This is a genomic window from Gordonia sp. B8661-1, from assembly GCF_059427765.1.
Genome location: NZ_JCAHRL010000003.1, coordinates 449,197 through 475,655, shown reverse-complemented (window position 1 = coordinate 475,655; position 26,459 = coordinate 449,197). Strand labels below are relative to the sequence as shown.

Here is a 26,459-nt window from a genome sequence, read left to right as displayed (position 1 = left end):
GAGTCAGGGACGGGGCAGCGCGGAATGGCGACCGGCACGGGCCGGCGAGCCGATGGTTGCCCGGTTCGTCACGGCCGGGGCGGTTGCGGAGCGGGCATGGAGATCCATCACCCGAGCAACTGTCGCCGAGGTGGTCAGTAGCCCCGGCGGGGTGAAGACGCGCACGGCGGTTGCCGGGCACAGTGCGCATGGTCGCCGTTCGGGCACCGTGGTGATCGGATGGCTGCTGTCGAAGTCTCCGTGCTCGGCACAGCGATAGCGATAGGTCGGCATGAGGCGTCTCCGTGTCCGGGGTGGCATTGATCCCATTCGGGATGTGTAGGGAACCTACTCGGCCGGACTCCGATGTCAATTCGAAATCGACTGGCGCCCAACAGAAGACATGACAATTAACCAGATCGTCACCGGGAGTGGCCGCAACCGGGCCCGCATGTTACGCATGCGACATGCACGCGCGGACGGAATCCGGCAGTCTGGAGGGAGAGGTTCGCGGCCGAGGGGGCTACGAGACGGTCAGCCGATGTCGACGGATGCGGCAGTATGCGCCACCATGATCGACTCGACGCCCGACTCGAGGCCGCGCAGGAGGGTGAGGCCATGACCGGACGCGCGCAGCGTGACGCGTCGACGATCCTCGACGGCCGGGGTCCGGTACACAGCCCCCATGTCGACGAGGGCGTCGACGGTGCGTGTCGCCGTCGTGGCCGGGAGCACCAGCGCGTCGATGACCTCCCCCATGGAGCACCCGGGATTCCCGGCGATGACCACCAGGGCGCGCCATCGATCGACGGTCAGTCCGTGCCCGCGCACCGCGGCGTCGATCTGCCCGCCCACGACCGCTGCCTCACGCAGCAGGCGGAGGGCCGCCGTGACTTCGGACATGCGTGGACTCCTGTCGGATCGGTGGAACCGGCCGCTGATACGTTCGGCCGTATCAGCATGCCAAACAATGACATCACACTCGAACCGATCGGCCCGGCGGACCGCGGGTTTCGCGTCGCCCTGGCCGTTCCCCGCCGGGGACCCGCGGGGATGTTCGCCCTCGAGTGCCACGCCGCCGCCGAACTGGCCGCCTCGGAGATCGAGGCCGCGGGCGGAGTGGCAGGCCGATCGGTGGAGTTCGTCCATGTCGACGCCGGACGCGCACCGCACGAGGTGGCCGGCGACATTCGGGCACTCCTCGATTCCGGTCGCATCCACGCCGTCTCCGGCTGGCACCTGTCGAACACCAGGCAGGCGATCACCTCGGTCACCGCCGGCCGTATCCCCTACGTGTACGCCACCGCCTATGAGGGCGGCGAGGCCTCGGACGGCGTGTTGTGCAGCGGCGAGACACCCGGCGATCAGGTGCTGGCCGCACTCCGCTGGTTCCGCGACCACCACGGCATCCGGCGATGGTTCATCGTCGGCAACGACTACGTGTGGCCACGCGGCACCGCGGCCGGCACCCGCGCGGCCCTTGCCGGCACCGATATCTCCATCTCCGGTGCGACATTCGTGCCTCTGGGCCTCGACGACGACCTGCGCTGGGCGCGGATCGTCGACGATGTGTGCGCAGCCGGCGCGGACGCGGTGGTGACCCTGCTCGTCGGTTCCGACGCGGTGCGTTTCCATCGGGCCTTCGCCGCGCATCCGGGGACCTTGGGCATCACCCGCTTCAGTCCGTTCACCGATGAGACCGTCGTCCTGGCCACCGGGCCCGACGCCACCGACGACCTGTTCGTGGCCGCGGGATGGTTCGCCGACCTCGGCGGCACCGCCGCCGACGATTTCGTCTCGGGATTCCGTCGTGCGTTCCACCTTCTCAACGGCGCGGGACCGGGCGGTCCGGCCGACGCACCGCCACCGGGGACGATGGCCGAGACCACCCACTCCGCCATCCATGTACTCGCAGGGATCGCGGGAGATTCGCTGCCCACCATCCATGACGCGCGACGCGCCTACGAGTCCTACGGCTGGGACTCCCCGCACGGGCCGGTTGATCTTCGCGGCGGTGTGGCCCGCCACCGTGTCCATCTCGCGCGCGCCGACGGCGTTGACCTCACCGTTGTCGACCGGGTGATCTGATACCGCCGACCGCTGCCGAAAACATCGCCGACAGCCCTCCCCGAGGGCAATATGCCCTCGAAGGCCGCTCAGGGCGCTGTTTTCCGCAGCCCGCGACGACGTCGGCCACTGCGCTCCCGCTGTCAGCCGCTGTTGCGCAACGCGGTGGCGAGCCCGTTCATCGTCAACTGGATTCCCCGGCGCACCAGGTCGGAATCCTCTCCGGCGCGGAAGCGGCGCAGCAATTCCACCTGCAGGAGGTTGAGCGGCTCCAGATACGGGAAGCGGTTGTAGACGGATCGTTTCAGCGCGGCGTTGTCCGACAGCAGATCATCGGAACCGGTGATCTTCGAGTACATGTCGATGGTCCGCTCGTGCTCGTCGACAATCATCCCGAACACGGTGTCGCGCAATGCTTCGTCCGGCACCAACTGTGCGTAGCGGTGCGCCAGCCCCATATCGGATTTGGCCAGCACCTGCGCCATATTCGACATCACGCTCGCGAAGAACGGCCACTCACGGTAGTAGCGGCGCAGGGTCGCGAGGCGTTCGTCGTCGTCGCCGATCCACTGCTCGAACGCCGAACCGGTGCCGTACCAGCCGGGCAGCATCACCCGCGATTGGGTCCAGGACAGCACCCACGGAATGGCACGCAGATCCGAGATCTTCTCAGTCTGCTTCCGAGACGCGGGACGGCTGCCGATGTTGAGCGCGCCGATCTCCGACAGCGGGGTCGACTGGGTGAAATAGTCGACGAATCCCGGTGTTTCGTGCACCAGCTCGCCGTACGCGCTACGGGCCAGCGCGGCGATCTCGTCCATGATCACGTAGGCGGCTTCGGATTCGTCACCCAGTCCCTCGACGTCGAGCAGTGTCGATTCGATGGTCGCGGCGAGGAGGGTTTCGAGGTTGCGTTCGGCGATGACCGGCTCGGCGTACTTGGCGGCGATGATCTCGCCCTGCTCGGTGATCCGAAGCGATCCGTGCACCGCGCCGGGCGGTTGCGCGAGGATCGCGTCATAACTCGGACCGCCACCGCGCCCGACCGTGCCACCGCGGCCGTGGAAGAGCCGTAACCTGATTCCGGCCTTCTTCGCCGCCTCCACCAGATCGAGTTCGGCACGGTAGAGCGCCCAGTTGGCAGCCATGTATCCGCCATCTTTGTTGGAGTCGGAATAACCGAGCATGATCTCCTGCATGCCCTGCTGGGACTCGACAAGCCGCCGATAGAACGGGATCTCGAGTGCACCGAGCAGGGTCTCGGCGCCCTGCTGCAGGTCTTCGATGGTCTCGAACAGCGGCACCACACGCACCGAGCACACGGGCTCCCCCGCGTTCGGGTCGTACAGGCCGCCCTCCTTCAGAAGGATCATCGCCTCCAGCATGTCGCTGACCGAGGTGCACATGCTGATGATGTAGTTCGGGACCGCTTGCCGGCCATAGGATTTCACCGCGGCCGCAGCCGCCCGCACGATGGCGAGTTCCTTGCGGGCCAGTTCCGACAACTCGGCGTCGGGGGTCGTCAGCGGCCTACGGGCCTGCAATTCGGCGGAGAGGATCTCGACCCGTTCGTCCTCGCCGAGTGCCGCGTAGTCGGGATGGACGCCCGCCCAGGCGAGCAATTCGGCGACGACCTCCTCGTGGACATCCGAATTCTGTCGCATGTCCAGGCCGGACAGGTGAAAGCCAAAGGTGCGCACGGCTTCTCGCAGACGAAGGAGACGGTCGTCCGCGATGGCGCCATCCTGATTCGCCCGCAACGCCGCGTCGATCACGTCGAGATCGGCGGCCAGTTCGTCGGCGGTCGCATAGGGCGTGGAATCACCGTTGCCGATCTGCTCCCACGGGTGCGGACCGTCGTCACTGTTCAGGTACAGGCCGTCGCCCTTGCCCGCGAACATCGCAGCACCCGTGGCCATCAGCCTCGACCGGATGTGCCGGAGGGCGGCACGGAACGGCTCGTCGGCGGCCGGATCGTCCGCTGCGATACCGGCAAGGTCGAGCAGACCGCCCGCATCGTCGATGAGCCGCGCCGACATGCTCAGTTCACGGCGCAGCTCCGACAACTCCGACAGGTGGTGGTCGATGGCCGTCTGCGCGGCCAGCGTCGTCGCCAACTCCACCACCTCACCGTCGACGAAGGGATTGCCGTCACGGTCGCCACCGATCCACGAGCCCATCCGGATCATCGGATGATCGTCGAGGCCCGCGTCCGGGTAGGTCTCCCGGAGCCTCAGTCTCATGGTGTGGTTGATCCGGGGCACCACGTCGAAGAACGAGGCATCGTAATACCGCAGGCCGGAACGGATCTCATCCTGAATCGTCAGCCGTTCGAGACGGATCAGCGCGGTCTGCCACAGAGTCAGGATCTGCCGCCGGATGCCGTCGACGACCTCGGCCTCCTCGGCCGGGGTGAGCTGCGTGCGGCCACGGAACCGCATGAGCTCGGTGATCCGGTTCTGTGCATCGGACACCGAGCGCCGCCGTGTCTCGGTCGGATGCGCCGTGATCACCGGCACGACCGTGGAATCGGCCAGCCCCGCACCCACTTCGGCGTCCGTGAGACCGGCCGCCTCCAGCTTGCCGTAGGTCGCGGCCAGGCTGCTGTTCTGCGGCGGGTCACCGGCACGCAGGTGGATGGCGCGGCGCCGTTCCCGATGGATGTCCTCGGCGAGATTGGCCAGGAGCGCGAACGTGCTGAAGGCGCGGATCACCGGTACCGCTGTGGCGATGTCGACGTCGCTGAGGATGTCGGCCAGTTGCCCGCGATCCATCTCGGCACGGCGAATCCGGAAGGCCGCGACCCGGGCCGCCTCGACCAGATCGAAGATCTCCTCGCCGGCGTGCTCGCGGATCACCTCGCCCAGGATCCCGCCCAGCAGCCGGATGTCCTCGCGCAGGGGCTCCGTCAGTGCGCGGCCCTCGTCATCGACGGTGACATGTTCGACGATCGAGATGGACGGCCGCCAGTCGGGGGCGCCCCGTGAGTCCTTCGTGTGCGTCATCCCTCCAAGTATCCGGGCATCCCCCGGCACCTGCATCCCCTGGAGCCAACGGCCGCACGACATCGTCCCGCTCCTGCGGCTCTGTTGTGCGTGCGATCCGCATACGACGACGGCCCGGTCATCCGCCGAAGCAGAGAACCGGGCCGACGAGGATGGTCTGGTGCGGTCAGCCGAGGCTGATGTCGAGGCCGATCGCGACGATGAAGATGAACCAGATGATGCCGACGAAGACGGTCAGGCGGTCGAGGTTGCGCTCCACCACGCTGGAACCGGACAGGCTGGACTGCACGCCACCACCGAACAGCGATGACAAACCGCCGCCCTTACCGCGGTGGAGCAGCACCAACACAATCATCAACGCGCTGGTGACGACCAAACCGATGTCGAGTGCGAGAGTCACGTGTCGTCTGTCCTTGATCTGCTAATCGGGCTCTGAAACGAAAGCTGCGGGGTGTGCCCGGCCCCTGACGCGGCATCGGGCACAACCCGCAACAGTCTACAGATCTCTGCGGCCCGTCAGGGCAGCGGCCCACCGGCGGCGATGGCCGACAGCGTGGCGAACTCGTCGGACTTGAGCGACGCACCGCCCACGAGCGCGCCGTCGACGTCGGCCTGACCGACGATGTCGCCGACATTCTTGGCGTTGACGGAACCGCCGTAGAGCACGCGGACACCGTTCGCGGTGGCCTCGTCGGCGATCTCGGCGAGCGCCCCGCGGATCGCGTGGCACACCTCCTGCGCGTCCTGAGCACTGGCGACGCGGCCGGTGCCGATGGCCCACACCGGCTCGTAGGCGACGACGACCTTGCCGATCTCCTCGGCGGACAACCCGGCGAGCGAGCCCTTGAGCTGCTCGACGTTGTAGGCGACCTGATCGCCGGCCTCGCGGACCTCGAGCCCCTCACCGATGCAGACGATCGGGGTCAGACCGTGCCGCAGGGCCGCCTTGGTCTTCGCCAGGACGACCTCATTGGTCTCACCGTGCAGTGTGCGGCGCTCGGAGTGCCCGACGATCACGAAGGTGCAGCCCAACTTGGCCAGGAACGCACCGCTGATCTCGCCGGTGTACGCGCCGGAATCGTGCTCGGAGATGTCCTGCGCGCCATAGGTGAGCAGGAGTTTGTCGCCATCGACGACGGTCTGCACGCTGCGGATGTCGGTGAACGGCGGGATCACCGTCACGTCGACCTTCTCGAAGTACTTCGCCGGCAGCGCGAACGCGATCTTCTGCACCAGGGCGATGGCCTCGAGGTGATTGAGGTTCATCTTCCAGTTGCCCGCGATCAGGGGCTTCCGTTGTGCGTTCGCCATCAGTTCTCCAACACCTTCAGTCCGGGAAGTTCCTTGCCCTCGAGGTACTCCAGCGACGCGCCACCTCCGGTGGAGATGTGCGAGAAGCCGTCGTCGGGCAGTCCGAGGGTGCGGACCGCGGCAGCGGAGTCGCCACCGCCGACCACGGTGAAGGCGCCGTTGCCGGTCGCCCCGGCGATCGCCTCGGCCACCCCGCGGGTGCCGTCGGCGAACTTCTCGAACTCGAAGACACCCGACGGGCCGTTCCAGAAGATCGTCTGAGCACCGGAGAGGACCGCGGCAAAACGCTTCACCGACTCCGGACCGATGTCGAGACCCATCCAGCCGTCCGGGATCTCGTCGACGGGCACCGTCTTCGCCTCCGCGTCAGCGGCGAACTTGTCCGCGACCACGACGTCGACGGGTAGGTGGATCACGTCGCCGAACCGCTCCAGGAGGTCCTTGCAGACCTCGATCTGATCGTCCTGCAGGAGCGAATCGCCAACCGAATGCCCTTGTGCGGCAAGGAAGGTGAACGCCATTCCGCCACCGATCACCAGGGTGTCGACCTTGGGTGCCAGCGCTTCGATGACACCGAGCTTGTCCGACACCTTGGACCCGCCGAGCACCACCGCGTAGGGGCGGGCGACGTCCTCGGTGAGCTTGGAGAGCACATCGACCTCGGCCTCGACCAGGGTGCCCGCGTAATGCGGCAGCAGCTTCGCGACGTCGTAGACCGACGCCTGCTTGCGATGCACCACACCGAACCCGTCGGAGACGAACGCACCGTCGTCCCCGACGAGTTCGACCAGGGCCTTGGCGAGGGCCTCGCGCTGCGCGTCGTCCTTGGAGGTCTCGCGCGGATCGAACCGCACGTTCTCCAGCAGCAGGACGTCGCCGTCGGTCAATCCCTCGGCGCGCGCCAGGGCGTCGCTACCCACCACGTCACCGGCCAACTGGACATTGCGTCCGAGTTCTTCGCCGAGCCGGGCGGCAACCGGTGCCAGCGAGAACTTCGGGTCGGGTGCCCCGTCGGGACGGCCGAGGTGCGCGGTGATGATCACCTTGGCACCCGCGTCGATCAGTGCCGACAGCGTCGGCAGCGAGGCCAGGATCCGGCCCGGATCGGTGATCTCGTCCCCGTCGAGCGGGACATTGAAATCCGACCGGACCAGCACTCCACGACCCGAAACGCCTTCGTCCAGAAGGTCTTTCAGTGTTGGTACGCCCATGGCGGCGCTACTCCTCGAGGTGGGGAACGGGTGTCAGAGCGACTTGCCGACGAGGCCGGACAGGTCAACGAGACGGTTCGAGTAGCCCCACTCGTTGTCGTACCAGCTGCTCACCTTCGCCAGGTTGCCGTCGATGACCTTGGTCAGTCCGGCATCGAAGATCGACGAGTGCGGGTCGGTGACGATGTCGCTGGACACGATCGGTGCGTCGTAGTACTTGAGAATGCCCTTCAGCGGTCCCTCGGCGGCAGCCTTGAGTGCGGCGTTGATCTCATCGACGGACGGCGACTTCTCGAGCTCGACGGTGAGGTCGGTGATCGAGCCGGTCGGGATCGGCACGCGCAGCGCGTAACCGTCCAGCTTGCCCAGCAGTTCGGGCAGCACGAGACCGATGGCCTTGGCCGCACCGGTCGAGGTGGGGACGATGTTGGTCGCCGCCGCGCGAGCGCGACGCAGATCCTTGTGCGGGCCGTCCTGGAGATTCTGGTCGGCGGTGTACGCGTGGACCGTGGTCATCAGACCCTTCACGATGCCGAACTCGTCGTTGACGACCTTGGCGAGCGGTCCGAGGCAGTTCGTGGTGCACGAGGCGTTGGAGATGATGTTCTGGCTACCGTCGTACTTGTCGTCGTTGACGCCCATCACGATGGTGATGTCCGGATCGGTTGCCGGCGCGGAGATGATGACCTTCTTGGCGCCCGCGTCGAGGTGCCCCTTCGCCTTGGCGGCGTCGGTGAAGATGCCGGTCGACTCGACGACGACGTCGACGCCCAGGTCGCCCCACGGCAGTGCGGCGGGACCTTCCTTGACCTCGAGTGCCTTGATCTTCTGATCGCCGACGACGATGGTGTCGTCGCCCTCGAGGCTGACGTCCTTGTCGAGGCGTCCGAGAATGGAGTCGAACTTCAGCAGGTGAGCGAGGGTCGCGTTGTCGGTGAGGTCATTCACCGCCACGATCTCGATGTCGGTGGTGCCCAACGCCTTTTGCGCTTCCACGGCACGGAAGAAGTTGCGGCCGATGCGGCCGAATCCGTTGACGCCTACCCGAATGGTCACAGTTGCGCTCCTTAGCGAATTACTCATCAAGCCTGCGGGGTGATCGCGGTCACATTCACCATCGTGAACGTATCCACGGCATGCCTCAGCCTAGTAGGCCACCCTATGGAGGTCATACGTAAGGGTGCGATTCCGCCATTTCCCGCTACGTTCGCCGCCCGCGTGCGCTCACGCCTCGTCGAGCAGGTCGGACGTCACCGCCGATTCCGTGTCCGGGATTCCCTCCGCACGAGCCTTCTTGTCCGCCATCGACAGCAGGCGGCGAATACGACCGGCCACGGCGTCCTTGGTCATCGGCGGATCGGCCAACTGACCCAACTCCTCCAGCGACGCCTGCCGGTGGGTCACGCGCAGTTGACCGGCGGCGACCAGGTGATCGGGCACCTCGTCGCCGAGAATGGCCAGGGCACGCTCCACCCGGGCAGCGGCCGCCACGGCCGCCCGCGCCGAGCGCCGCAGGTTCGCATCGTCGAAGTTCGCGAGCCGGTTCGCCGTCGCCCGCACCTCGCGCCGCATCCGCCGCTCCTCCCAGACGAGCCGCGTGTCGTGCGCGCCCATCCGGGTCAGCAGTGCGCCGATCGCCTCACCGTCGCGGATCACGACCCGGTCGGCTCCGCGGACCTCGCGGGCCTTCGCCGCCACACCGAGCCGGCGCGCCGCACCGACGAGTGCCAGCGCGGCCTCCGGCCCCGGACAGCTGACCTCGAGGGCCGATGACCGGCCGGGCTCGGTCAGCGAGCCGTGAGCGAGAAAGGCACCGCGCCAGGCCGCCTCGGAGTCCGCGACACTGCCGCCGACGACCTGTGCGGGCAGACCTCGCACAGGACGGCCCCGCAGATCGAGCAATCCCGTCTGGCGCGCCAGTCCCTCGCCGTCCTTGGTGATGCGCACGATGTAGCGAGCACCCTTACGGATACCGCCGCTGCGCAGTACGTGAACGTCCGACCCGTACCCGTAGAGGTCGAAGATCTCCCGCCGGAGTCTCCGGGCAACATTCCCGAGGTCGACCTCGGCCTCGACGACCACTCGGCCCGCCACGATGTGCAGGCCACCGGCGAAGCGCAGCAGCGCCGACACCTCGGCCTTGCGCGCACTCACCTGCGTCACGGCAAGCCGCGACAGCTCGTCTTTCACCGCAGCGGTCATCGCCACCGGTCCCTGCCCTCCTGTCACGATCCTCCTGTCGTGGGCGATGTGCGGCCGTGCCCGATGATGCCCACCGGCATCCGGTCGCGGCGACCACAACCGGCCCCGACGAAACATCCCCGACCATTCGGTCCCGAAACGCCGGCCGACGCCGACGAGGACTCGATCAACCCCGACCCTGCACGTTCATGAGACTTCCTGTGCTCGGACAGACTAGCCATTCAATTCACCTTCGCACAGTTCATTCACCAGAGTGGCGACTTTCTGGGGGTCGTGCACATGCCGGCCGGGCACCGCGAGGTCGCCGACATGCAGGGCAGCACCGAACAACTCCGCCGCGCGCGCGAGGTGATCCCGCTCACGGCCGGCGGGCACCGAGGCCTCGTCCACGATGACGTCGTCGATGCGCAGGGAATCGGCGTGCGCGTGCAGCACGTGCAGGTGACGTTCGACGGAGAAGCCGGGCGTCTCCCCCGGTTCGGGCGCCAGGTTGACGATGAGGATCTTCCGGGATTCGCTCTCGCGCAACGCTTTCAGCTGTTCGGGCACCAGGACGTGCGGAATGACGCTGGAGAACCAGGAGCCGGGCCCGAGGACCACCACGTCGGCGGCCTCGATGGCGGCGATGGCCTCCGGGCAGGCGGGCGGTTCGGTCGGCAGCAGTCGCACGCGGCGCACCTTTCCCGGTGTCGTGGCGACCGCGACCTGCCCCCGGATGCACCGACTGATCCGGGGATCGCTTTCGAGTCCCGACACGTCGGCCTCGATGTCGAGGGGCACCGTCGACATCGGAAGGACCCGGCCGTCGACGTCGAAGACCCGGATCAGCGCGTCGAGAGCCGCGACGGGATCGCCGATCAGTTCGGTCATCCCGGCGAGCAACAGATTGCCGATGGGGTGCCCCGCGAGGGCACCCCGACCGCCGAACCGATGCTGGATGACGTCGGCCCACATCACATGCTCACCGCGGTCCAGCGCCGCGCCGTTGTGGCCGGAGGACACCGGCCGGGCGGACAGCGCCGCGGGCGCGGACATCAACGCCGACAACGCCATTCGGAGATCACCCGGCGGAATCAGTCCCAACTCGGCGCGGAGGCGCCCCGACGATCCGCCGTCGTCGGCGACCGTCACGACCGCGGTCAGATCGTCGGTGAGGTAGCGCATCGCGGTGAGCGTCGCGTACAGCCCGTGTCCCCCACCGAGGGCAACGATGCGCCTGCTCATTCGCGCCCCAGATCGCGGTGGATCACCCGCACGTCGTAGCGGGGGGCTCCGTTCTCGCCGGTCACCTCACGAAGTCGTCGCCCGATCTCCTCCGAGACCGCCACGCTCCGATGTTTGCCACCGGTGCATCCGATGCCGATCGTCATGTACCGCTTGCCTTCTCGGAGATAGCCCGTGGACACCACATCCACGAGTTCCAGGTAGAGGCGCAGAAACGGTTCGGCGTCCTCCTGTCCGAGGACGTAGTCGCGGACGTCGGCGTCGCGGCCGTTGTGTTCCCGGAGTTCGGGCACCCAATAGGGATTCGGCAGGAATCGCATGTCGGCGACCAGATCCGAATCGATCGGCAGGCCGTATTTGAAGCCGAAGGACTGAATCGCCACGCTGAGCCGCTGATCGGTGTCGTGCGGGTACACGCCCTCGACGACCTCACGGAGCTTCGCCGTGGTCAGTGCCGAGGTCTCCACCACCAGATCCGCGGTGTCCTTGATCGGTGCGAGCAGTGTGCGCTCACGCGCGATTCCGTCGATCAGCGTTTCGCTGCCCTGCAGCGGATGACGTCTGCGCACCTGTTCGAATCTACGGACCAGAACCTGATCACTGGCTTCGAGGAACAGCACCTTCGTGCGAGCCCCGCTGGCCTCCAACGACTTCCGCACCTCGGCCAGCTGCCGGCCGAGGGTGTCGTCGGAGGCGCGGATCACCATGGCAAGCCGCGTGAGCCCGGGATCGTTCTCCCGCACCATCTCGACCATCGTCGAGATGAGCGACGGCGGGACGTTGTCCGCGACGTACCAGCCGTCGTCCTCGAGCACGTTGGCGGCGGTGGAACGCCCGGCACCGGACATTCCGGCGACGAACAGAACGGTCAGATCACTCATCGGCCTTCTCCTCGGCTGTCGACTCCCCACGGTCGGCTCCGCCTCCGCCCATGTCACCCGATCCGGTCACCGATGGCGATTCGGCGGCAAGCGCGTCACGGACGGCACGAGCGGTTGCGAGGCCGACACCGGGCACCGCGGCGATGTCTTCGGGGGTGGCCTCCCGCAGCCGGGCCACCGAACCGAAGTGGGTGACCAGCGCGGTCCGCCGGGCTTTCCCGAGACCGGGAACGCCGTCGAGCACCGACTCGGTCATGCGCTTGCTGCGTTTGCTGCGATGGAAGGTGATCGCGAATCGGTGCGCCTCGTCGCGAACGCGCTGCAGCAGGAACAGCGCCTCGGACGTCCTGGGCAGGATCACCGGATCATCGTCCCCCGGAATCCACACCTCCTCGAGACGTTTCGCCAATCCGATCACGGCCACGTCGGTGACGCCGAGTTCGTCGAGCACCGCGGCGGCGGCGTGGACCTGCGGAGCGCCGCCGTCGACCACGAAAAGGTTAGGCGGGTAGGCGAAGCGGCGGGGTTTACCGGATTCCGGATCCACCGCGGGCTGCTCGCCCTGATCCTGCCGATGGCGGAGGAAGCGCCGCCGGGTGACCTCCGCGATGGATGCCACGTCGTCGGAGCGCCCCTCGCCGGCCGCCTCACGGATGGAGTAATGACGGTAGTCCGACTTCCGGGCCAGACCGTCCTCGAAGACCACCAGCGAGGCGACCACGTCGGTGCCCTGGACGTGCGAGATGTCGACGCACTCGATACGCAACGGCGCCTGATCCAGACCGAGCGCCTCCTGTAGTTCGGTGAGTGCCGCGGATCTCGTCGTCAGATCGCCCGCGCGACGTAACTTGTGCTGCGCCAACGCTTCCGACGCGTTGCGGGCGACGGTGTCGAACAGTGCTTTCTTGTCGCCACGCTGGGGCACGCGAAGCACCACCTTGGAACCGCGCAGTCCGGACAGCCACTGTTCCAGTTCCTCATGGTCGTCGGGCAGCTCGGGCACCAGCACCTGCCGCGGCACCGACTCGCTGCCGAGTCGCTCGTCGTTCACCTCGACGGTCGCGTCCAGATCCGCCTGCGTGCCGTAGAACTGCGTGATGAACTGACCGACCTGCGCCCCCAGCGAGTCGTCGTCCTCGCGCTCGACCACCCAGCCGCGCTGACCACGTACCCGGCCGTCACGCACGTGGAACACCTGGACCGACATCTCCAGTTCGTCGCCGACCATGGCCACCACGTCCGCGTCGGTACCGTCTCCCAGCACCACGGCCTGCTTCTCCATGGCCCGGCGCATCGCGGTCACGTCGTCGCGTAGCCGGGCGGCTCGTTCGAAGTCGAGTTCCTCTGCGGCCGCGGCCATCTCGCGTTCCATACGTTTGACCATGGTGTCCGTGCGACCGGCGAGGAACTCGCAGAAGTCGTCGACGATCGCACGATGCTCCTCGGCGGTCACACGTCCGATGCACGGCGCCGAGCACTTGTCGATGTAACCGAGCAGGCAGGGCCGGTCGATCTGACGATGACGTTTGAACACCCCGGCCGAACAGGTGCGGGCCGGGAACACCCGGGTGAGCAGATCCACGGTCTCGCGAATCGCCCACGCGTGGGAGTACGGGCCGAAGTAGCGCACTCCGCGCCTGCGCGGTCCGCGATAGACGTGCAGTCGCGGATACTCCTCGTTCAGTGTGACCGCGAGCACCGGATAGGTCTTGTCGTCCCGGTAGCGCACATTGAAGCGCGGATCGAATTCCTTGATCCAGTTGTATTCCAGCTGGAGGGCCTCGACCTCCGTGCCGACGACCGTCCACTCCACCGACGCCGCAGTGGTCACCATCTGCCGGGTTCTCGGGTGCAGGGACGCCAGGTCGGCGAAGTACGACGTCAGACGCGAACGCAGATTCTTCGCCTTGCCGACGTAGATGACGCGCTGATGGCTGTCGCGGAACTTGTACACCCCGGGATCGGTCGGGATGGTTCCCGGCGCGGGACGGTAGGTCATCGGATCAGCCACGTCCTACAGGCTAGTTGGCGTTAGTGACACCGCCGAGTCGATGGTCGTTTCCGCAGGCCCCCGCGGCTTTCGTCTGCGACGTCGCCACCGGGAAGCTGGACGAGGTCGAACTCCGAGCAGCCGAGCGGACGATCAGGCCCCGGTGCGGTAGCGTTCCTCGATCTCCCGGAAACGGTTCATCGCGTCGACCGCCCGATCGGAATCCCAGGCCTGCACGGCCAGCACGGGAACGTGTTCGTCCTCCGGCAGCAGAAGCCGGGCGGCGATGCCCTTGTCCGGGTAGGTCAGTCCGCGGACGCGGTCCCATTCGAAGATCCGCTCCCCCACCAGGTTCCGGACTCCGACGCCCTGCGGGCCGACGCGTAGGCGGGCCCGCGTGAACAGCAGGATGGCGCCCGCGATCACCACGCCGATCACCACGAGCGCCACCTGGTCTCCGGTTCCGATGTTCTTCACGCCGGTGTCCGAGATCGTGAGCAACGCACCGAAGGTGATGTGAATCGCGAGCACGACGACGGCCGCGATGATCGCGATCATCGGCATACGCCGTGGCCGGTACTCCATATCCCAGGCCGGCGCCGTCGTGGCCCGTCCGGTGTCCTGCGTCCGGCTCACACCGCCTGCTTCCCGGAGGAGGGTTCGCCGGCGGCGAGGGCGCGCAGCGTCAGCGCCGACGCGAGGGCAGCGGTTGCCGCCTGAGCTCCCTTGTCCTCTTTGGAATCCGGCAGTCCGGCACGGTCCAGCGCCTGCTGCTCGTCGAGCGTGGTGAGCACGCCGTTGCCGACGGGCGTCGATTCGTCGAGGGACACCCGGGTCAGACCGGCGGTCACCGCATCACAGACGTACTCGAAATGCGGTGTCTCACCCTTGATCACGACGCCGAGCGCCACGACCGCATCGTGGGTGCGGGCCAGAGCCTGCACGATCACCGGCAGCTCGATCGCACCGGCGACGTGCACGATCGTCGGATTGCGCACGCCCGCCGCGGCTGCCGCCCGGACCGCACCGTCGAGCAGCGCGGTGCAGATCGTCGCATGCCATTGCGACGACACGATGGCCAGCCGCAGTCCGGAGGCGTCCGACAGATCGAGGGTGGGTTCGCCCTGACCGCTCATGCGCTGTCTCCCGACTGCTCGGCGTCGATGGCGAAGCCCGCCTCGTCGAGTCCGATGAGGTCATGCCCCATCCGGTCACGCTTGGTGCGCAGGTAGCGAAGATTCTCGGCGTTGGCCCGGACCGGCATCGGTACGCGGTCGACGATCTGCAGACCGTAGCCGTCGAGGCCGACGCGTTTCGCCGGGTTGTTGGTCAGCAGCCGCATGGAGCTCACCCCGAGATCGACGAGGATCTGCGCCCCCAGCCCGTAATCACGGGAGTCGGCGGGGAGCCCCAACTCGAGATTCGCGTCCACGGTGTCGGCTCCGGCGTCCTGCAGCTGATATGCCTGCAGCTTGTGCATCAGACCGATGCCACGTCCCTCGTGACCGCGCATGTAGAGCACGATGCCCCGGCCCTCGGCGGCCACCATCTCCATCGCCGCGTCCAGTTGCGGTCCGCAATCGCACCGGAGGGAACCGAAGACGTCCCCGGTGAGGCACTCCGAATGCACACGTACCAATACGTCGTGTCCGGCCCCGTCTGCGCCCGTGATGTCACCCATCACGAGGGCGACGTGCTCTGTCTCGTCGTAGATGCTGGAGTAGCCGACCGCACGGAATTCCCCGTGCCGCGTGGGGATCCGCGCCTCGGCGACCCGCACCACATGCTTCTCGTGGCGTCGGCGCCACGAGATCAGATCGGCGATCGAGATGAGGGCCAGATCGTGATCGTCGGCGAAGACCCGCAGTTCGTCGGTCTGCGCCATCGAACCCTCGTCCTTCTGACTGACGATCTCGCAGATGACGCCGGCGGGGGTGAGTCCGGCCAGACGGGCCAGGTCGACCGCGGCCTCGGTGTGGCCGGGGCGACGCAGCACGCCGCCCTCCTTGGCTCGTAGCGGAACCACGTGTCCGGGGCGGGTGAAATCGGCGGCGGTGCTGTCCGGCTTCGCCAGCAGCCGCATGGTCGCCGCACGGTCGGAGGCGCTGATGCCGGTGCCGATGCCTTCCCGGGCGTCCACGGTCACGGTGTACGCGGTGCCGTGTTTGTCCTGATTCATCGAGTACATGGGCGGCAGCCCGAGCCGGTCACAGTCGTCGCCGTCGAGCGGCACGCACAGGTAACCGGAGGTGTAACGCACCATGAAGGCCACCAGCTCCGGCGTCGCCTTCTCGGCGGCGAAGATCAGGTCGCCCTCGTTCTCGCGGTCCTCGTCGTCGACCACCACCACGGCCTTGCCGGCCGCGATGTCGGCGATGGCGCGTTCCACCGTGTCGAATCGGGTGCCCGCGCCGGAATCGGTTGTGGTGCTGTCGATTACGGATTCGTCCGGCCGAATGGCTTCACTGGACATCGTTCACTCCACTCCTGACACCTGGGCGTCCCGCAGGGCGGGATGCAGGCGCTCGACATACTTTGCGATCACGTCCACCTCGAGGTTCACCGGCGCTCCGACGGCCAGTGTCCCCAGATTGGTCTCCTGCAGCGTGGTCGGGATGAGCGACACCTCGAACCACCCACCCCCGCCATCATCCTCGCCCAGCGTCGCGACGGTCAGGGAGACCCCGTCGACGGTGATGGAACCCTTCTCCACGATGTAGCGGGACAGCTCGGCGGGCACGGCAACGCGCACCACGGTCCAGTTGTCCGAGGGCGAGATCGAGAGCACGCGACCGACGCCGTCCACGTGTCCCTGGACGATGTGTCCGCCGAAACGGCCGCCCGCCGCCATGGCGCGTTCGAGGTTGACCGGGCTGCCATCGGTGAGCGCGGCCAGTGAGCTGCGGCGCAGGGTTTCGGCCATCACGTCGACGGTGAATTCGCCGGGGGTCTGTTCGACCACGGTGAGGCAGACTCCGTTGACCGCGATCGAGTCACCGAATTTCGCATCCTCGGTGACGAGCGGTCCGCGCACGGTGAGTCGTGCGGCATCCGGCAGTTCTTCCCGGCGCACGATGGTGCCGAGTTCCTCGACGATTCCGGTAAACACTCCTGCTCCTCGCTGGCGAACCCGGAGCATGAAGGTGACGTGAGAAGAGGGGCCGTCGGTGGCCGCCAGGTTCTCTCACATCCGGACTCTGACCGTCGGCTCCGGATTCACACCGGATCTGCTGTCCCTGCCACTCGGCAGGCGCTCGCGGGCTCGATGTCCGATTCACTCGACACCATCACCGCCGGTGGGGAATTTCACCCCGCCCCGAGAACTCTGCTATCGAAATTAGCACGATCACCACACGACTGACATTTAGCCACCTCGCTGAGTAAATCTCGGTGGCTTTCGTCACGCCGACGACGTCCCGCGGGCAAGGCGGACGAGGACGTCCTCGCCCAATCTCTCCGTGTCCGACACCGTGAACCGGTGGGCATCGCTCAGCGTGGTGACGCCGGGGATCTCGACGCCCGCGGCCCCGGCGCCGAGCACGACCGGCGCCAGATACGCCTCGATCTCGTCGACGAGCCCGGCCTCGATGAATGCACCGATGATCGACGGTCCGCCCTCGACGAGCACCCACAGTGCGTCCGGTAGCGCGGCCAGGACCTCGGCCGGGTCGTGGCTGCGGATGTGTTCGGTGCTCGCGGCGTTGTCGGTGATCCGAGCCCCCTCGGGCAGATCACGGGTGCCCATCACCACTCGGATCGGCTGGTGGTCACGCAGAGCGCCCTGTGCGTCGCGCGCGGTCAGTGACGGATCGTCGCGCAGCACGGTGCCGGTCCCCACGATGATCGCGTCGATCTCGGCGCGCTGCCGGTGTGCGCGGGCCCGCGCGTCCGGGCCGGTGATCCACTGGCTGGTGCCGTCCGGGGCGGCCACCCGGCCGTCGAGCGTGGTCGCCATCTTGACCGTCACGAACGGGCGTCCGTGTCGTTGCCGGAACAGCCACCCGCGCAACGGCCCTGCGGAAACCACCGCGGCCGACGTACCGGCGTGCACGTCGATGCCCGCCGCCCGGAGCACGTCCGCACCGCCGGCGGCCTGCGGATTGGGGTCATCGACCGCGTAGTGGACGGTGGTGACACCGGCGTCGCGCAGCGCGTCGGTACAGGGTCCGGTGCGCCCGGTGTGTGCGCAGGGCTCCAGCGTGACGACCGCGGTACCGCCCCGGGCCGCGTCGCCCGCCTCGCGTAACGCCATCACCTCGGCGTGCGGGCCGCCGACCGGTTGGGTGTGACCGCGTCCGACGACGTGTCCGGCCGAATCCAGGATGACCGCTCCCACCGGAGGGTTCGGTGAACTGACGCCCAGTGCATGACGCGACTGAGCGAGCGCATCGGACATCGCGGCATCGATGGCAGCAGTGTCGGGGGTCATCGCGGGACCGATCGATTCAGTGGGCGTGCGGCCAACCACCGGCCGCGGCGGCATCGGCGCGCAGTGCGGCGACGGCCTCTCCCGGGTCGGCGGTGTTGTAGACCGCGGAGCCGGCGACGAAGCAGTCGATGCCCGCCTCGGCAGCCTGTTCGATGGTGTCGGCGTTGATGCCGCCGTCGATCTCCACCAGTAGCTTCAGCTCTCCCGCGTCGATGCGTTCGCGGATCAGGCGTGACTTGCCGAGTACCTCGGGGATGAACTTCTGACCGCCGAAGCCCGGTTCGACGCTCATGATGAGCAGGGTGTCGAAGTCCTTCAGGATCTCCAGGTAGGGCTCGACAGGGGTGCCCGGCTTGATGGCCAGGCCCGCCTTGCCGCCCGCCGCGCGGATGTCCCGGCCGACGGCGATCGGATCGTCGGTGGCCTCGGCGTGGAAGGTCACGTTGTGTGCGCCCGCCTCCGCGTAGGGCGGAGCCCAGCGGGCCGGGTCCTCGATCATCAGGTGACAGTCGAGGGGGATGTCGGTGACCTTCAGCAGGCTCTCGACGATCGGCAGGCCGAGGGTGAGGTTGGGGACGAAGTGGTTGTCCATCACGTCGACGTGCAGCCAGTCGGCACGTTCGGGCCCCGGGCCCGAGACCGCGCGCGCCTCCGACGCCAGGTTGGCGAAATCCGCGGACAGGATGGACGGGGCGATCATCGGATGCTGGGGGCGCTCACACATGACCCCAGATTGTAGGCGGCGCCTAGTCCGCGGTTCGCCGCAGCGCGGCCAGGAACATCGCGTCCGTGCCGTGCCGATGTGGCCACAGCTGTACGTCCGGGCCGTCGCCGAGTTCGTCGGCGGGCACCGGCACGAGCTCGCGGGCATCGAGCCGTTCGACTCCGGGATGGTCGGCCAGCACCGCGTCGACGACCTCGACGGTTTCCGCCGGATGGGGTGAGCATGTCGAATAGACCACGACCCCACCGGGTTTCACGAGTCGCAGCGCCTCGTCGAGAAGCTCTCGCTGCAACACCACGAGTTCCTCGACATCGGACGGTTTCCGGCGCCACCGCGCCTCGGGTCGTCGGCGCAACGAGCCGAGTCCGCTGCACGGCGCGTCGAGGAGGATGCGATCGAAGCCCGGTTCGAGTCCGGAGTCGCGGGCGTCGGCGACATGCACGTCGACCGGCAGATCCCGGACGGCCTTCCGGATCAGATCGGCACGGTGCTCGGAGATCTCGATGGCGTCGAGATGCGCACCGTCGATGTCGGCGATCGCGGCCACAAGTGCTGCTTTGCCGCCCGGTCCGGCACACATGTCGAGCCAACGCCCCTGATCGTCGGCGACATCGGCCACCGTCAGAGCGCGGCCGACCAGCTGGCTGCCCTCGTCCTGGACACCCGCATAGCCGTCGCGGATCGCCTCCAGGTCTCCCGGATCACCGCCCGGCAGGTACACGCAATACGGCGAATAGCGGCCGATGTCGCCCTCGCTCGTCAGTGCCAGTTCCTCGGCGGTGATGAACCCGGGACGGGCGACGAGATGCACCGGCGGGCGGTCGTCATCGGCGGCCAGCGCGGCCTGCAGCGCACCGGCCGATCCCCCGAGCGCGTCGGCGAAGACCTGCGCGATCCACCGCGGGTGGGCGTACCGGAAAGCCAGGTTGCCGATCAGGTCGTCGGCGATGGACGGCGCGAGTTCATCGATCCAGAGTTCCTCGTCGCGCTGGGATACCTTGCGCAGCACCGCGTTCACGAACCCGGCCGGCCCCATGCCCGCCTCGGAGCGCACGAGGTCGACTGATGTCGACACGGCGGCGTGCGCGCCGATCCGCGTGCGCAGCAATTGGTAGGCGCCGAGCCGGAGAACGTCGAGGACCGCCCCGTCTATCTCGTCGACCGGACGTTTCGCGGCCGCCGCGATGACCGCGTCGAGCAAACCCTGGGCACGGGCGGCGCCGTAGGCGAGTTCGGTCGCCAGAGCCGCGTCGCGCCCGGTGATCCCTCTCTCCCGCAACATCTTCGGCAGTACGAGGTTGGCGTAGGCATCCCGTTCGCGGACCGCCCGCAGTGTGTCCCGGGCGGCGGCGCGCGGCGCGTCCACGGCCTTGTCCCGCGTCATCTTCGCGTTGCCCGAGGCACCACGCGACGGGGTTCGTGCCGATCCCCCGCGCGACGAGGTACCGCGCCGGTCGTCCGGTCGAATCATGACAGTTCCATCCCATCGGTGAGGCGCGCCCCGCGCGCCCAGTCGGCGGCGGGCATCGGCTTCTTGCCGGGTGGCTGCACCTGTCCGAGCACGACGGGTGCGGTGGCCGTGCCCACCGACACAGCCTTCTTGGTGACGACCAGGCGGCCGGGCGGAATCTGTTCGCCCGGTGGGGATTCCACCTGCACCGGCCCGATCTTGATGCGGGTGCCGTCGAGCGTCGTCCATGCGCCCGGAGCGGGCGTGTGCGCCCGGATGCGTCGATCGACGATGTGAGCGGGCAGATCCCAGCGCACCCGCGCGTCATCGACCTCGACCTTCGGTGCGTGACTGATCCCGTCGCGTTCCTGCGGGACGGGAGCCAGGGAGCCGTCGGCGATCCCGTCGAGAGTCGCGACCAGCAGTTGCGCACCCGATTCCGACAGCCGGCCGAGGAGATCTCCACTGGTATCGGTGTCCGTGATGCGTTCGGTGATGACTCCGAAAACCGGCCCCGTATCGAGACCCTCCTCCAGCCGGAAGGTGCTCGCGCCGGTGAACTCGTCACCCGCCGCAATGGCCGCCTGCACCGGGCCTGCGCCGCGCCATGCGGGCAGCACGGAGAAGTGCAGGTTGATCCAGCCGTGCGTGGGCACCTCGAGCAGAGCCGGCGGCACGAGCCCGCCGTAGGCCACCACGGCGCCGCAGTCAGGCCGCCAGGACCGCAGTGTCTCGATGACCTCCGGCTCCCCCAGCCTGCGTGGCGTGATGACCTCGATGCCGTGTTCGTCGGCGAGGGTCGCGACGGGCGATCGGGAGACCTTGCGCCCGCGTCCGGACACCGTGTCCGGACGGGAGATGACACCGACGACCTCATGCTGCGGCGACTGCAACAGCAGTGTCAGCGACGGCACCGCCACGTCGGGTGTGCCGGCGAATACGACCCTCATACGAACCTCTCGTTGCCGCGCACCGGGGCACGCGAATGTGTCATCCGATGGTAGGCGGATCGACCTGCACACGGATCGGTCCGGTCTCGTGATGGGTGTTGCGATGAATCTGCGCGGTCGTCAATGCGGCCGCGAGCGCCTTGCCCGCACGTCGATCCACGCGCAGCAGCACACGTTCCACGTCACCGTCGAGCTTCTCACCGGATCCGGACGGGGGCCGCACGCCGGGTGGTAGCGGAACCGGGCCGAGGATCTCACCGCCCGCCGGCAGGTCCACCGCATCGACGAACGCGGCCACCGCGTCGGGTGCACCGTCGACCGACGCCATCGCCACCGCGGGCGGAAATCCCAGAGCGATGCGTTGTGCCAGTTCACGATCCGCGAATCCGACCGGATCCCACCGGACGACGGCCTGCACCGGAACCAGACCCGCATCGGCGACGAGAACCAGCGTGCCCCCGTCGCCGTGCGGCCGCACCAGGGCACCGACCGCCATCCATCGTCGGACCGCGTCCTCACCCGCCCGGAGATCGGCGCGGTCGAGTTGTGCCCAGGTGTCCAGGACGACGGCTGCGCCGTACCCACCCTCGACGCGCGGCTCGGCTCCCGGGGTCGCGACGACCACGCGGGCACCGGGCTCGACGGTGTCGGAGATCGTCGAGCCGCCCGAGGTGACGACCGGCACGCCGGCGAACGCCCGACCGAGTTCTTCGGCGGTGCGGCGCGCACCGGTCGTCTGGGCGCGGACGGAGGTGTGACCACACTCCGGGCAGCGGAACGACGTCTCCGGCCGTCCGCACCATCGACAGGACAATCGCCCCTGCGAGGTGAACTCGAGAGGACCGTGGCAGGCGCGGCAGCGCGCCCGCGCCCGGCAGCGGGCACAGGCGAGTGACGGGATGTAGCCGCGTCGCGGCACGCTGAACAGGACCGGGCGGTCGGCATCGAGCGCCCCGCGGGCCGCCTCGAAGGCCACTTTCGGAATGCGGGCGGCTCGCGCCATCGGGTCGTCGGCCACGCGGCGGTCCTCATCACTGAGCGCGACCACCCGGGCCGTACGGGCGCGCACGGTCGCCCGCTCGGCGACCAGGTCGTGCGCCCATCCCGCGCTGACCAGCGACTGCGCTTCGGTCGTTCGCGCATAGCCGCCGATGACCAGCGCGGACTTCTCCAGGTGCGAACGCAATACCGCGACCTCGCGCGGATGCGGATAGGGCGCGCGCGGCTCGTTGAGGCTGTCGTCGCCGTCGTCCCAGACGACGATCAGACCCGGGTCGTGGACCGGGGCGAAGATCGCGCTGCGGGTACCGATGACCACATCGGCGGCACCGCGCCGCACCCGCAGCCAGCGCCGGTACCGGGCGGTCGGACCGAGGCCGGCGGCCAGGGTCACGCATCGATCGCCCAGCGCGGCACACGCCGCCTCCAGACGTTCGAGATCACGCTGGTCGGGCACCACGACGATGGCGCCACGCCCGTTCGCGACCGTCGCGGTGACCAACTCGGCGATCCGGCTCGGCCAGTCCTCCCCCGGCGTGGCCTGCCACACCGCCCGCGGCGTCCCGGTCCGGGCGGACGTGACGAAGGACTCCGCGGCGGGGTATGCCGACCAGCCCTCGAGATCCACCGTCTCCGGCCTCGGCGTCTCGGGTTCCGGCGTGGTCTCCTTCTCCGTTCGCGCATGGCGTGGGGGCACGGCCAGCCGGATCACGTCCGACAATGTGCCCGCATACCGCTCGGCCACCGCACGACAGAGCTCGAGCAACTCCGGACCGAGAACGGGCTCCGGAGACACGACCCGGTCGAGCCAGCCGAGCCGACCGGGATGATCGCTGGTCTCGACACGCTCCAGCAGATAGCCGTCGACCAGCCGGCCACCGAAGCGAACCCGCACGCGCACACCGGGTTTCGCGATCTCGTCCTGCTCGGCGTCGATCCGGTAGTCGAACGGGCGATCCAGATGCGCGAGCCCCAGCATCGGCAGCACTTTGCCGATGGGCAGCTCAGGGGCCGGCTGCCGACCGCCCTTGGGCGTCGACGCCGGTGTCGCGTCGATCGTCTGCTGCTCCGGCGCCGGTTGCCGCGCGGACGCCGCGCACACTCCCGGCCCTACAGACCCGCGGCCGCCCGCAGCTTCTCGGCGCGGTCGGTGTTCTCCCAGGGCAGATCGATGTCGGTGCGGCCGAAGTGCCCGTAGGCGGCGGTCGGCGCGTAGATCGGCCGCAGCAGGTCGAGGTCGCGGATGATCGCGCCGGGACGCAGGTCGAACACCTCGGAGATGGCCTTCTGGATCGTCGCCGGGTCCACCTTCTCGGTGCCGAAGGTCTCGACGAACAGCCCGACCGGCGCGGCCTTGCCGATCGCGTAGGCGACCTGCACCTCGATGCGGCTGGCGAGTCCGGCGGCCACGGCGTTCTTCGCCACCCAGCGCATCGCGTAGGCCGCGCTGCGGTCCACCTTCGACGGATCCTTGCCGGAGAAGGCGCCGCCGCCGTGGCGGGACATGCCACCGTAGGTGTCGACGATGATCTTGCGGCCGGTCAGCCCGGCGTCGCCCATCGGTCCGCCGAGCACGAAGCGTCCGGTCGGGTTGACCAGAAGACGGAAGTCGGAGGTGTCGAGCTCGTTCGGCAGATCCAGCGCCTCGAACACCGGCGCCAGTACCTCGGCGCGGATGTCGGGGGTCAACATGTTATCGATATCGATGTCGGCCGCGTGCTGGGTGGAGACGACCACGGTGTCGAGACGAACCGGGACCTCACCGTCGTACTCGACGGTGACCTGGGTCTTGCCGTCCGGCCGGAGGTACGGCAGCGTGCCGTTCTTGCGGACTTCGGTCAGACGACGAGCAAGCTTGTGCGCCAACGAGATCGGCAGCGGCATGAGTTCCGGTGTCTCATCGGTGGCATACCCGAACATCAGTCCCTGATCGCCGGCGCCCTGTTTGTCGATGTCGTCGCCGCCCTGGCCGTACCGCGACTCGTGCGAGTCGGTCAGTCCCTGGGCGATCTCGGGCGACTGCGCGCCGATCGCGACGTTCACACCGCACGAGGCACCGTCGAATCCCTTCGTCGACGAGTCGTAGCCGATCTCCAGGATCTTCTCGCGGACGATGGTCGGGATGTCGGCGTAGGCGGTGGTGTTGACCTCACCGGCGACGTGGACCTGGCCGGTGGTCACCAGGGTCTCGACCGCGACCTTGGCGGCCGGGTCGGCGCTCAGCAGTGCGTCGAGCACGGAGTCGCTGATCGCGTCGCAGATCTTGTCGGGGTGGCCTTCGGTGACGGACTCGCTGGTGAACAGGCGTGACGCAGAGGTGGTCATCTGGTCCTCTCAGGTCTTCCGGGCCCCTCGGACGGGGCAGGCACTATGTCTGTGGACGGCCGTGTCTCGGCCGGTCGGGAACTGTTCCAACCTACACATCGGGTCCGACGGCAAGATGGTCAGGCCGAGCCCTGTCCATCTGGCACCAGGGCGCGGACCTCGTCAAGTATTCGGCTCGACATGAGCGTTTTGGATCCGAGTGGTAACGCGGTCTCGGTGCCGGTCGACGACAGCAGCCAGCCGGTGTTGTCCTCGGTGCCGAACGCCTTGCCGTCGCCGACCGCATTGACCACCAGCAGATCGCAACCCTTGCGGCGCAACTTCTCGCGTCCGTGGTCGAGGACTCCACCGTGTTCGTCGCCGGTTTCGGCGGCGAATCCGACGATGACGGTGCTGTCGGGGATCCGGCCGTCGGTGCGGGCTTCGACGAGTCCGCGCAGAATGTCCGGGTTGGTGGCCAGTTCGATGGGTGCCGGTCCGTCGGCGCCCTTCTTGATCTTGGCGTCGGCGACGGCGATCGGCCGGAAGTCGGCGACGGCGGCCGCCATGATGACGACGTCGGCCTCCGCGGCACGCTTGGCCATCTCGTCGGCAAGTTCCTGGGCGCTGTCGATACGCACGATCTCGACGCCCGCCGGATCCCCCGGATCGGCCGTGGAGCCGGCCACCACGGTGACGGTCGCACCGCGCTGGGCCGCCGCACGCGCAAGAGCGAAGCCCTGTTTGCCGGAGCTGTGGTTGCCCAGAAAACGCACCGGGTCGAGCGGCTCCCGAGTGCCGCCCGCACTGATGACGATGCGCACCCCCGAGAGGTCGTGGGGCAGCGCGTCGGGTCGATCGAGGAGCAGTTCGCCGATCAGCGAGATCTCCTGCGGGTCCGGGAGACGCCCCGGTCCGCTGTCGGTACCGGTGAGTCGTCCCGATGCCGGGGTCATCACGGTGACCCCGTGCGACCGGAGGGTCGCGACGTTCGCCTGCGTGGCCGGGTGTTGCCACATCTCGGTGTGCATCGCGGGCACGAACAGCACCGGACAGGTCGCCGTCAGCAGGGATGCCGTCAGCAGGTCGTCGGCGCGGCCGGCCGCCGCCCGCGACATCAGGTCGGCGGTGGCGGGTGCGACGATCACCAGATCCGCGTGCTGACCGAGGCGCACGTGTGCCACCTGGTCGACGTCGTCGAAGACCTCGGTGCTCACCGGGTTCCCGGTCAGTGCCTCGAAGGTCGCCTTGCCGACGAATTCCAGCGCCGCCCGCGTAGGAACCACGCGGACTTCATGGCCGGCCTCGGTGAAATGGCGGATCACCGAACAGACCTTGTAGGCGGCGATCCCGCCGCCCACACCGATCAGGATGCGGCGCCGAGTTGCGTCGCCGGTCGCTGCGCTCATCCCCGATCCCGCGGAATCCTCTATTCGCCTTCGGTGTGCTCGAGGAGGTCGGAGTGGATCTCCCGCATCGCGATGGACAGCGGCTTCTCCTGCAGGCCCGGCTCGACGAGCGGGCCGACGTACTCGAGGATGCCGTCACCGAGCTGGTTGTAGTAGTCGTTGATCTGACGTGCGCGCTTGGCGGCGTAGATCACCAGCGCGTACTTCGACGATGCCCGATCGAGCAGATCGTCGATGGGCGGGTTGGTGATGCCCAGCGGGGTGTCATATGCCGGTGCGTCGACGATCTCGGTCAGTTCCAAATTCTGGGTGCTCACGCATTCT

24 protein-coding genes and 1 riboswitch are annotated in these 26,459 nt (G+C 68.2%); of the genes, 1 reads left to right on the top strand and 23 read right to left on the bottom strand.

All coding sequences use genetic code 11. The features are described 5' to 3' along the window. Positions 1-3: 3 nt before the first annotated feature. Both AC4JJG_RS09660 and AC4JJG_RS09655 read right to left on the bottom strand, forming a co-directional pair. The gene (locus AC4JJG_RS09660) at positions 4-273 is read right to left on the bottom strand and encodes an FmdB family zinc ribbon protein (RefSeq protein WP_495400691.1); all 270 of its coding nucleotides are present in this window, start codon (positions 271-273) and stop codon (positions 4-6) included. A gap of 240 nt (positions 274-513) precedes the next feature. After that, complete coding sequence (locus tag AC4JJG_RS09655) at positions 514-882, bottom strand: MarR family winged helix-turn-helix transcriptional regulator (protein WP_495400692.1); 369 nt, start codon at positions 880-882, stop codon at positions 514-516. Positions 883-939: 57 nt separating this feature from the next. Here AC4JJG_RS09655 and AC4JJG_RS09650 point away from each other — a divergent pair, with 57 nt between their 5' ends. Continuing rightward, entirely contained in the window at positions 940-2,067 is a 1,128-nt protein-coding gene (locus AC4JJG_RS09650; protein WP_495400693.1) for a substrate-binding domain-containing protein, read from the top strand. A 122-nt stretch (positions 2,068-2,189) separates the two neighbouring features. On the opposite strand, the gene ppc is transcribed toward AC4JJG_RS09650, so the two are convergent. From ppc to rpoZ, 21 genes are all read right to left on the bottom strand, one after another. Continuing rightward, a complete protein-coding gene (gene ppc, locus AC4JJG_RS09645) occupies positions 2,190-5,051 on the bottom strand; it encodes a phosphoenolpyruvate carboxylase (protein ID WP_495400694.1) in 2,862 nt (953 codons plus the stop codon). 166 nt (positions 5,052-5,217) lie between these two features. Further along, positions 5,218-5,451 (bottom strand): preprotein translocase subunit SecG, encoded by a 234-nt coding sequence (gene secG, locus AC4JJG_RS09640; protein ID WP_495400695.1) that lies wholly within the window; start codon positions 5,449-5,451, stop codon positions 5,218-5,220. A gap of 116 nt (positions 5,452-5,567) precedes the next feature. Next, positions 5,568-6,362 (bottom strand): triose-phosphate isomerase, encoded by a 795-nt coding sequence (gene tpiA, locus AC4JJG_RS09635; RefSeq protein WP_495400696.1) that lies wholly within the window; start codon positions 6,360-6,362, stop codon positions 5,568-5,570. Beyond that, on the bottom strand, positions 6,362-7,573 hold the full coding sequence (locus tag AC4JJG_RS09630) for a phosphoglycerate kinase (RefSeq protein ID WP_495400697.1): 1,212 nt from the start codon (positions 7,571-7,573) through the stop codon (positions 6,362-6,364). The genes tpiA and AC4JJG_RS09630 overlap by 1 nt, the downstream gene beginning before the upstream one ends. Before the next feature lie 33 nt (positions 7,574-7,606). After that, on the bottom strand, positions 7,607-8,629 hold the full coding sequence (gene gap, locus AC4JJG_RS09625; protein WP_495400698.1) for a type I glyceraldehyde-3-phosphate dehydrogenase: 1,023 nt from the start codon (positions 8,627-8,629) through the stop codon (positions 7,607-7,609). A gap of 168 nt (positions 8,630-8,797) precedes the next feature. Beyond that, positions 8,798-9,775 (bottom strand): DNA-binding protein WhiA, encoded by a 978-nt coding sequence (whiA, locus tag AC4JJG_RS09620; RefSeq protein ID WP_495401016.1) that lies wholly within the window; start codon positions 9,773-9,775, stop codon positions 8,798-8,800. Between the two features lie 213 nt (positions 9,776-9,988). Next, positions 9,989-10,999: a gluconeogenesis factor YvcK family protein gene (locus AC4JJG_RS09615; RefSeq protein WP_495400699.1), complete on the bottom strand. Its 1,011-nt coding sequence runs from the start codon at positions 10,997-10,999 to the stop codon at positions 9,989-9,991. Continuing rightward, positions 10,996-11,880, bottom strand: coding sequence for an RNase adapter RapZ (gene rapZ / locus AC4JJG_RS09610; protein ID WP_495400700.1), 885 nt, complete (start codon positions 11,878-11,880; stop codon positions 10,996-10,998). The genes AC4JJG_RS09615 and rapZ overlap by 4 nt, the downstream gene beginning before the upstream one ends. Further along, entirely contained in the window at positions 11,873-13,891 is a 2,019-nt protein-coding gene (gene uvrC / locus AC4JJG_RS09605; RefSeq protein ID WP_495400701.1) for an excinuclease ABC subunit UvrC, read from the bottom strand. Before uvrC ends, rapZ begins: the two co-directional genes overlap by 8 nt. A 132-nt stretch (positions 13,892-14,023) precedes the next feature. Then, positions 14,024-14,455 (bottom strand): PH domain-containing protein, encoded by a 432-nt coding sequence (locus tag AC4JJG_RS09600; protein WP_495401017.1) that lies wholly within the window; start codon positions 14,453-14,455, stop codon positions 14,024-14,026. 47 nt (positions 14,456-14,502) lie between these two features. Then, positions 14,503-15,006, bottom strand: coding sequence for a 6,7-dimethyl-8-ribityllumazine synthase (gene ribH, locus AC4JJG_RS09595; RefSeq protein WP_495400702.1), 504 nt, complete (start codon positions 15,004-15,006; stop codon positions 14,503-14,505). After that, a complete protein-coding gene (locus AC4JJG_RS09590) occupies positions 15,003-16,343 on the bottom strand; it encodes a bifunctional 3,4-dihydroxy-2-butanone-4-phosphate synthase/GTP cyclohydrolase II (protein WP_495400703.1) in 1,341 nt (446 codons plus the stop codon). Before AC4JJG_RS09590 ends, ribH begins: the two co-directional genes overlap by 4 nt. 3 nt (positions 16,344-16,346) lie before the next feature. Next, a complete protein-coding gene (locus AC4JJG_RS09585; protein ID WP_495400704.1) occupies positions 16,347-16,979 on the bottom strand; it encodes a riboflavin synthase in 633 nt (210 codons plus the stop codon). 65 nt (positions 16,980-17,044) lie between these two features. Beyond that, a riboswitch (FMN riboswitch) is annotated at positions 17,045-17,198 on the bottom strand. Between the two features lie 72 nt (positions 17,199-17,270). Continuing rightward, positions 17,271-18,299, bottom strand: coding sequence for a bifunctional diaminohydroxyphosphoribosylaminopyrimidine deaminase/5-amino-6-(5-phosphoribosylamino)uracil reductase RibD (ribD, locus tag AC4JJG_RS09580; RefSeq protein WP_495400705.1), 1,029 nt, complete (start codon positions 18,297-18,299; stop codon positions 17,271-17,273). A 16-nt stretch (positions 18,300-18,315) separates the two neighbouring features. After that, entirely contained in the window at positions 18,316-19,023 is a 708-nt protein-coding gene (rpe, locus tag AC4JJG_RS09575; protein WP_495400706.1) for a ribulose-phosphate 3-epimerase, read from the bottom strand. 22 nt (positions 19,024-19,045) lie between these two features. Next, positions 19,046-20,494, bottom strand: coding sequence for an RsmB/NOP family class I SAM-dependent RNA methyltransferase (locus tag AC4JJG_RS09570; RefSeq protein ID WP_495400707.1), 1,449 nt, complete (start codon positions 20,492-20,494; stop codon positions 19,046-19,048). Continuing rightward, a complete protein-coding gene (gene fmt, locus AC4JJG_RS09565; RefSeq protein ID WP_495400708.1) occupies positions 20,491-21,423 on the bottom strand; it encodes a methionyl-tRNA formyltransferase in 933 nt (310 codons plus the stop codon). The genes AC4JJG_RS09570 and fmt overlap by 4 nt, the downstream gene beginning before the upstream one ends. A gap of 40 nt (positions 21,424-21,463) precedes the next feature. After that, positions 21,464-23,401 (bottom strand): primosomal protein N', encoded by a 1,938-nt coding sequence (locus AC4JJG_RS09560; protein ID WP_495401018.1) that lies wholly within the window; start codon positions 23,399-23,401, stop codon positions 21,464-21,466. 131 nt (positions 23,402-23,532) lie between these two features. After that, positions 23,533-24,747, bottom strand: coding sequence for a methionine adenosyltransferase (gene metK, locus AC4JJG_RS09555; protein WP_495400709.1), 1,215 nt, complete (start codon positions 24,745-24,747; stop codon positions 23,533-23,535). Positions 24,748-24,866: 119 nt separating this feature from the next. Next, positions 24,867-26,135 (bottom strand): bifunctional phosphopantothenoylcysteine decarboxylase/phosphopantothenate--cysteine ligase CoaBC, encoded by a 1,269-nt coding sequence (coaBC, locus tag AC4JJG_RS09550; protein ID WP_495400710.1) that lies wholly within the window; start codon positions 26,133-26,135, stop codon positions 24,867-24,869. 20 nt (positions 26,136-26,155) lie between these two features. Then, on the bottom strand, positions 26,156-26,452 hold the full coding sequence (rpoZ, locus tag AC4JJG_RS09545; RefSeq protein WP_495400711.1) for a DNA-directed RNA polymerase subunit omega: 297 nt from the start codon (positions 26,450-26,452) through the stop codon (positions 26,156-26,158). Positions 26,453-26,459 lie beyond the last annotated feature (7 nt).

Bases quoted from the DNA above. Each gene is read 5' to 3' on its own strand.
- AC4JJG_RS09660 (WP_495400691.1), bottom strand. From the start codon at position 273: ATGCCGACCTATCGCTATCGCTGTGCCGAGCACGGAGACTTCGACAGC.
- AC4JJG_RS09655 (WP_495400692.1), bottom strand. From the start codon at position 882: ATGTCCGAAGTCACGGCGGCCCTCCGCCTGCTGCGTGAGGCAGCGGTC.
- AC4JJG_RS09650 (WP_495400693.1), top strand. From the start codon at position 940: ATGCCAAACAATGACATCACACTCGAACCGATCGGCCCGGCGGACCGC.
- ppc (WP_495400694.1), bottom strand. From the start codon at position 5,051: ATGACGCACACGAAGGACTCACGGGGCGCCCCCGACTGGCGGCCGTCC.
- tpiA (WP_495400696.1), bottom strand. From the start codon at position 6,362: ATGGCGAACGCACAACGGAAGCCCCTGATCGCGGGCAACTGGAAGATG.
- AC4JJG_RS09630 (WP_495400697.1), bottom strand. From the start codon at position 7,573: ATGGGCGTACCAACACTGAAAGACCTTCTGGACGAAGGCGTTTCGGGT.
- whiA (WP_495401016.1), bottom strand. From the start codon at position 9,775: ATGACCGCTGCGGTGAAAGACGAGCTGTCGCGGCTTGCCGTGACGCAG.
- AC4JJG_RS09615 (WP_495400699.1), bottom strand. From the start codon at position 10,999: ATGAGCAGGCGCATCGTTGCCCTCGGTGGGGGACACGGGCTGTACGCG.
- rapZ (WP_495400700.1), bottom strand. From the start codon at position 11,880: ATGAGTGATCTGACCGTTCTGTTCGTCGCCGGAATGTCCGGTGCCGGG.
- AC4JJG_RS09600 (WP_495401017.1), bottom strand. From the start codon at position 14,455: ATGGAGTACCGGCCACGGCGTATGCCGATGATCGCGATCATCGCGGCC.
- ribH (WP_495400702.1), bottom strand. From the start codon at position 15,006: ATGAGCGGTCAGGGCGAACCCACCCTCGATCTGTCGGACGCCTCCGGA.
- AC4JJG_RS09590 (WP_495400703.1), bottom strand. From the start codon at position 16,343: ATGTCCAGTGAAGCCATTCGGCCGGACGAATCCGTAATCGACAGCACC.
- ribD (WP_495400705.1), bottom strand. From the start codon at position 18,299: ATGACCCCCGACACTGCTGCCATCGATGCCGCGATGTCCGATGCGCTC.
- rpe (WP_495400706.1), bottom strand. From the start codon at position 19,023: ATGTGTGAGCGCCCCCAGCATCCGATGATCGCCCCGTCCATCCTGTCC.
- AC4JJG_RS09570 (WP_495400707.1), bottom strand. From the start codon at position 20,494: ATGATTCGACCGGACGACCGGCGCGGTACCTCGTCGCGCGGGGGATCG.
- fmt (WP_495400708.1), bottom strand. From the start codon at position 21,423: ATGAGGGTCGTATTCGCCGGCACACCCGACGTGGCGGTGCCGTCGCTG.
- AC4JJG_RS09560 (WP_495401018.1), bottom strand. From the start codon at position 23,401: ATGCTGGGGCTCGCGCATCTGGATCGCCCGTTCGACTACCGGATCGAC.
- metK (WP_495400709.1), bottom strand. From the start codon at position 24,747: ATGACCACCTCTGCGTCACGCCTGTTCACCAGCGAGTCCGTCACCGAA.
- coaBC (WP_495400710.1), bottom strand. From the start codon at position 26,135: ATGAGCGCAGCGACCGGCGACGCAACTCGGCGCCGCATCCTGATCGGT.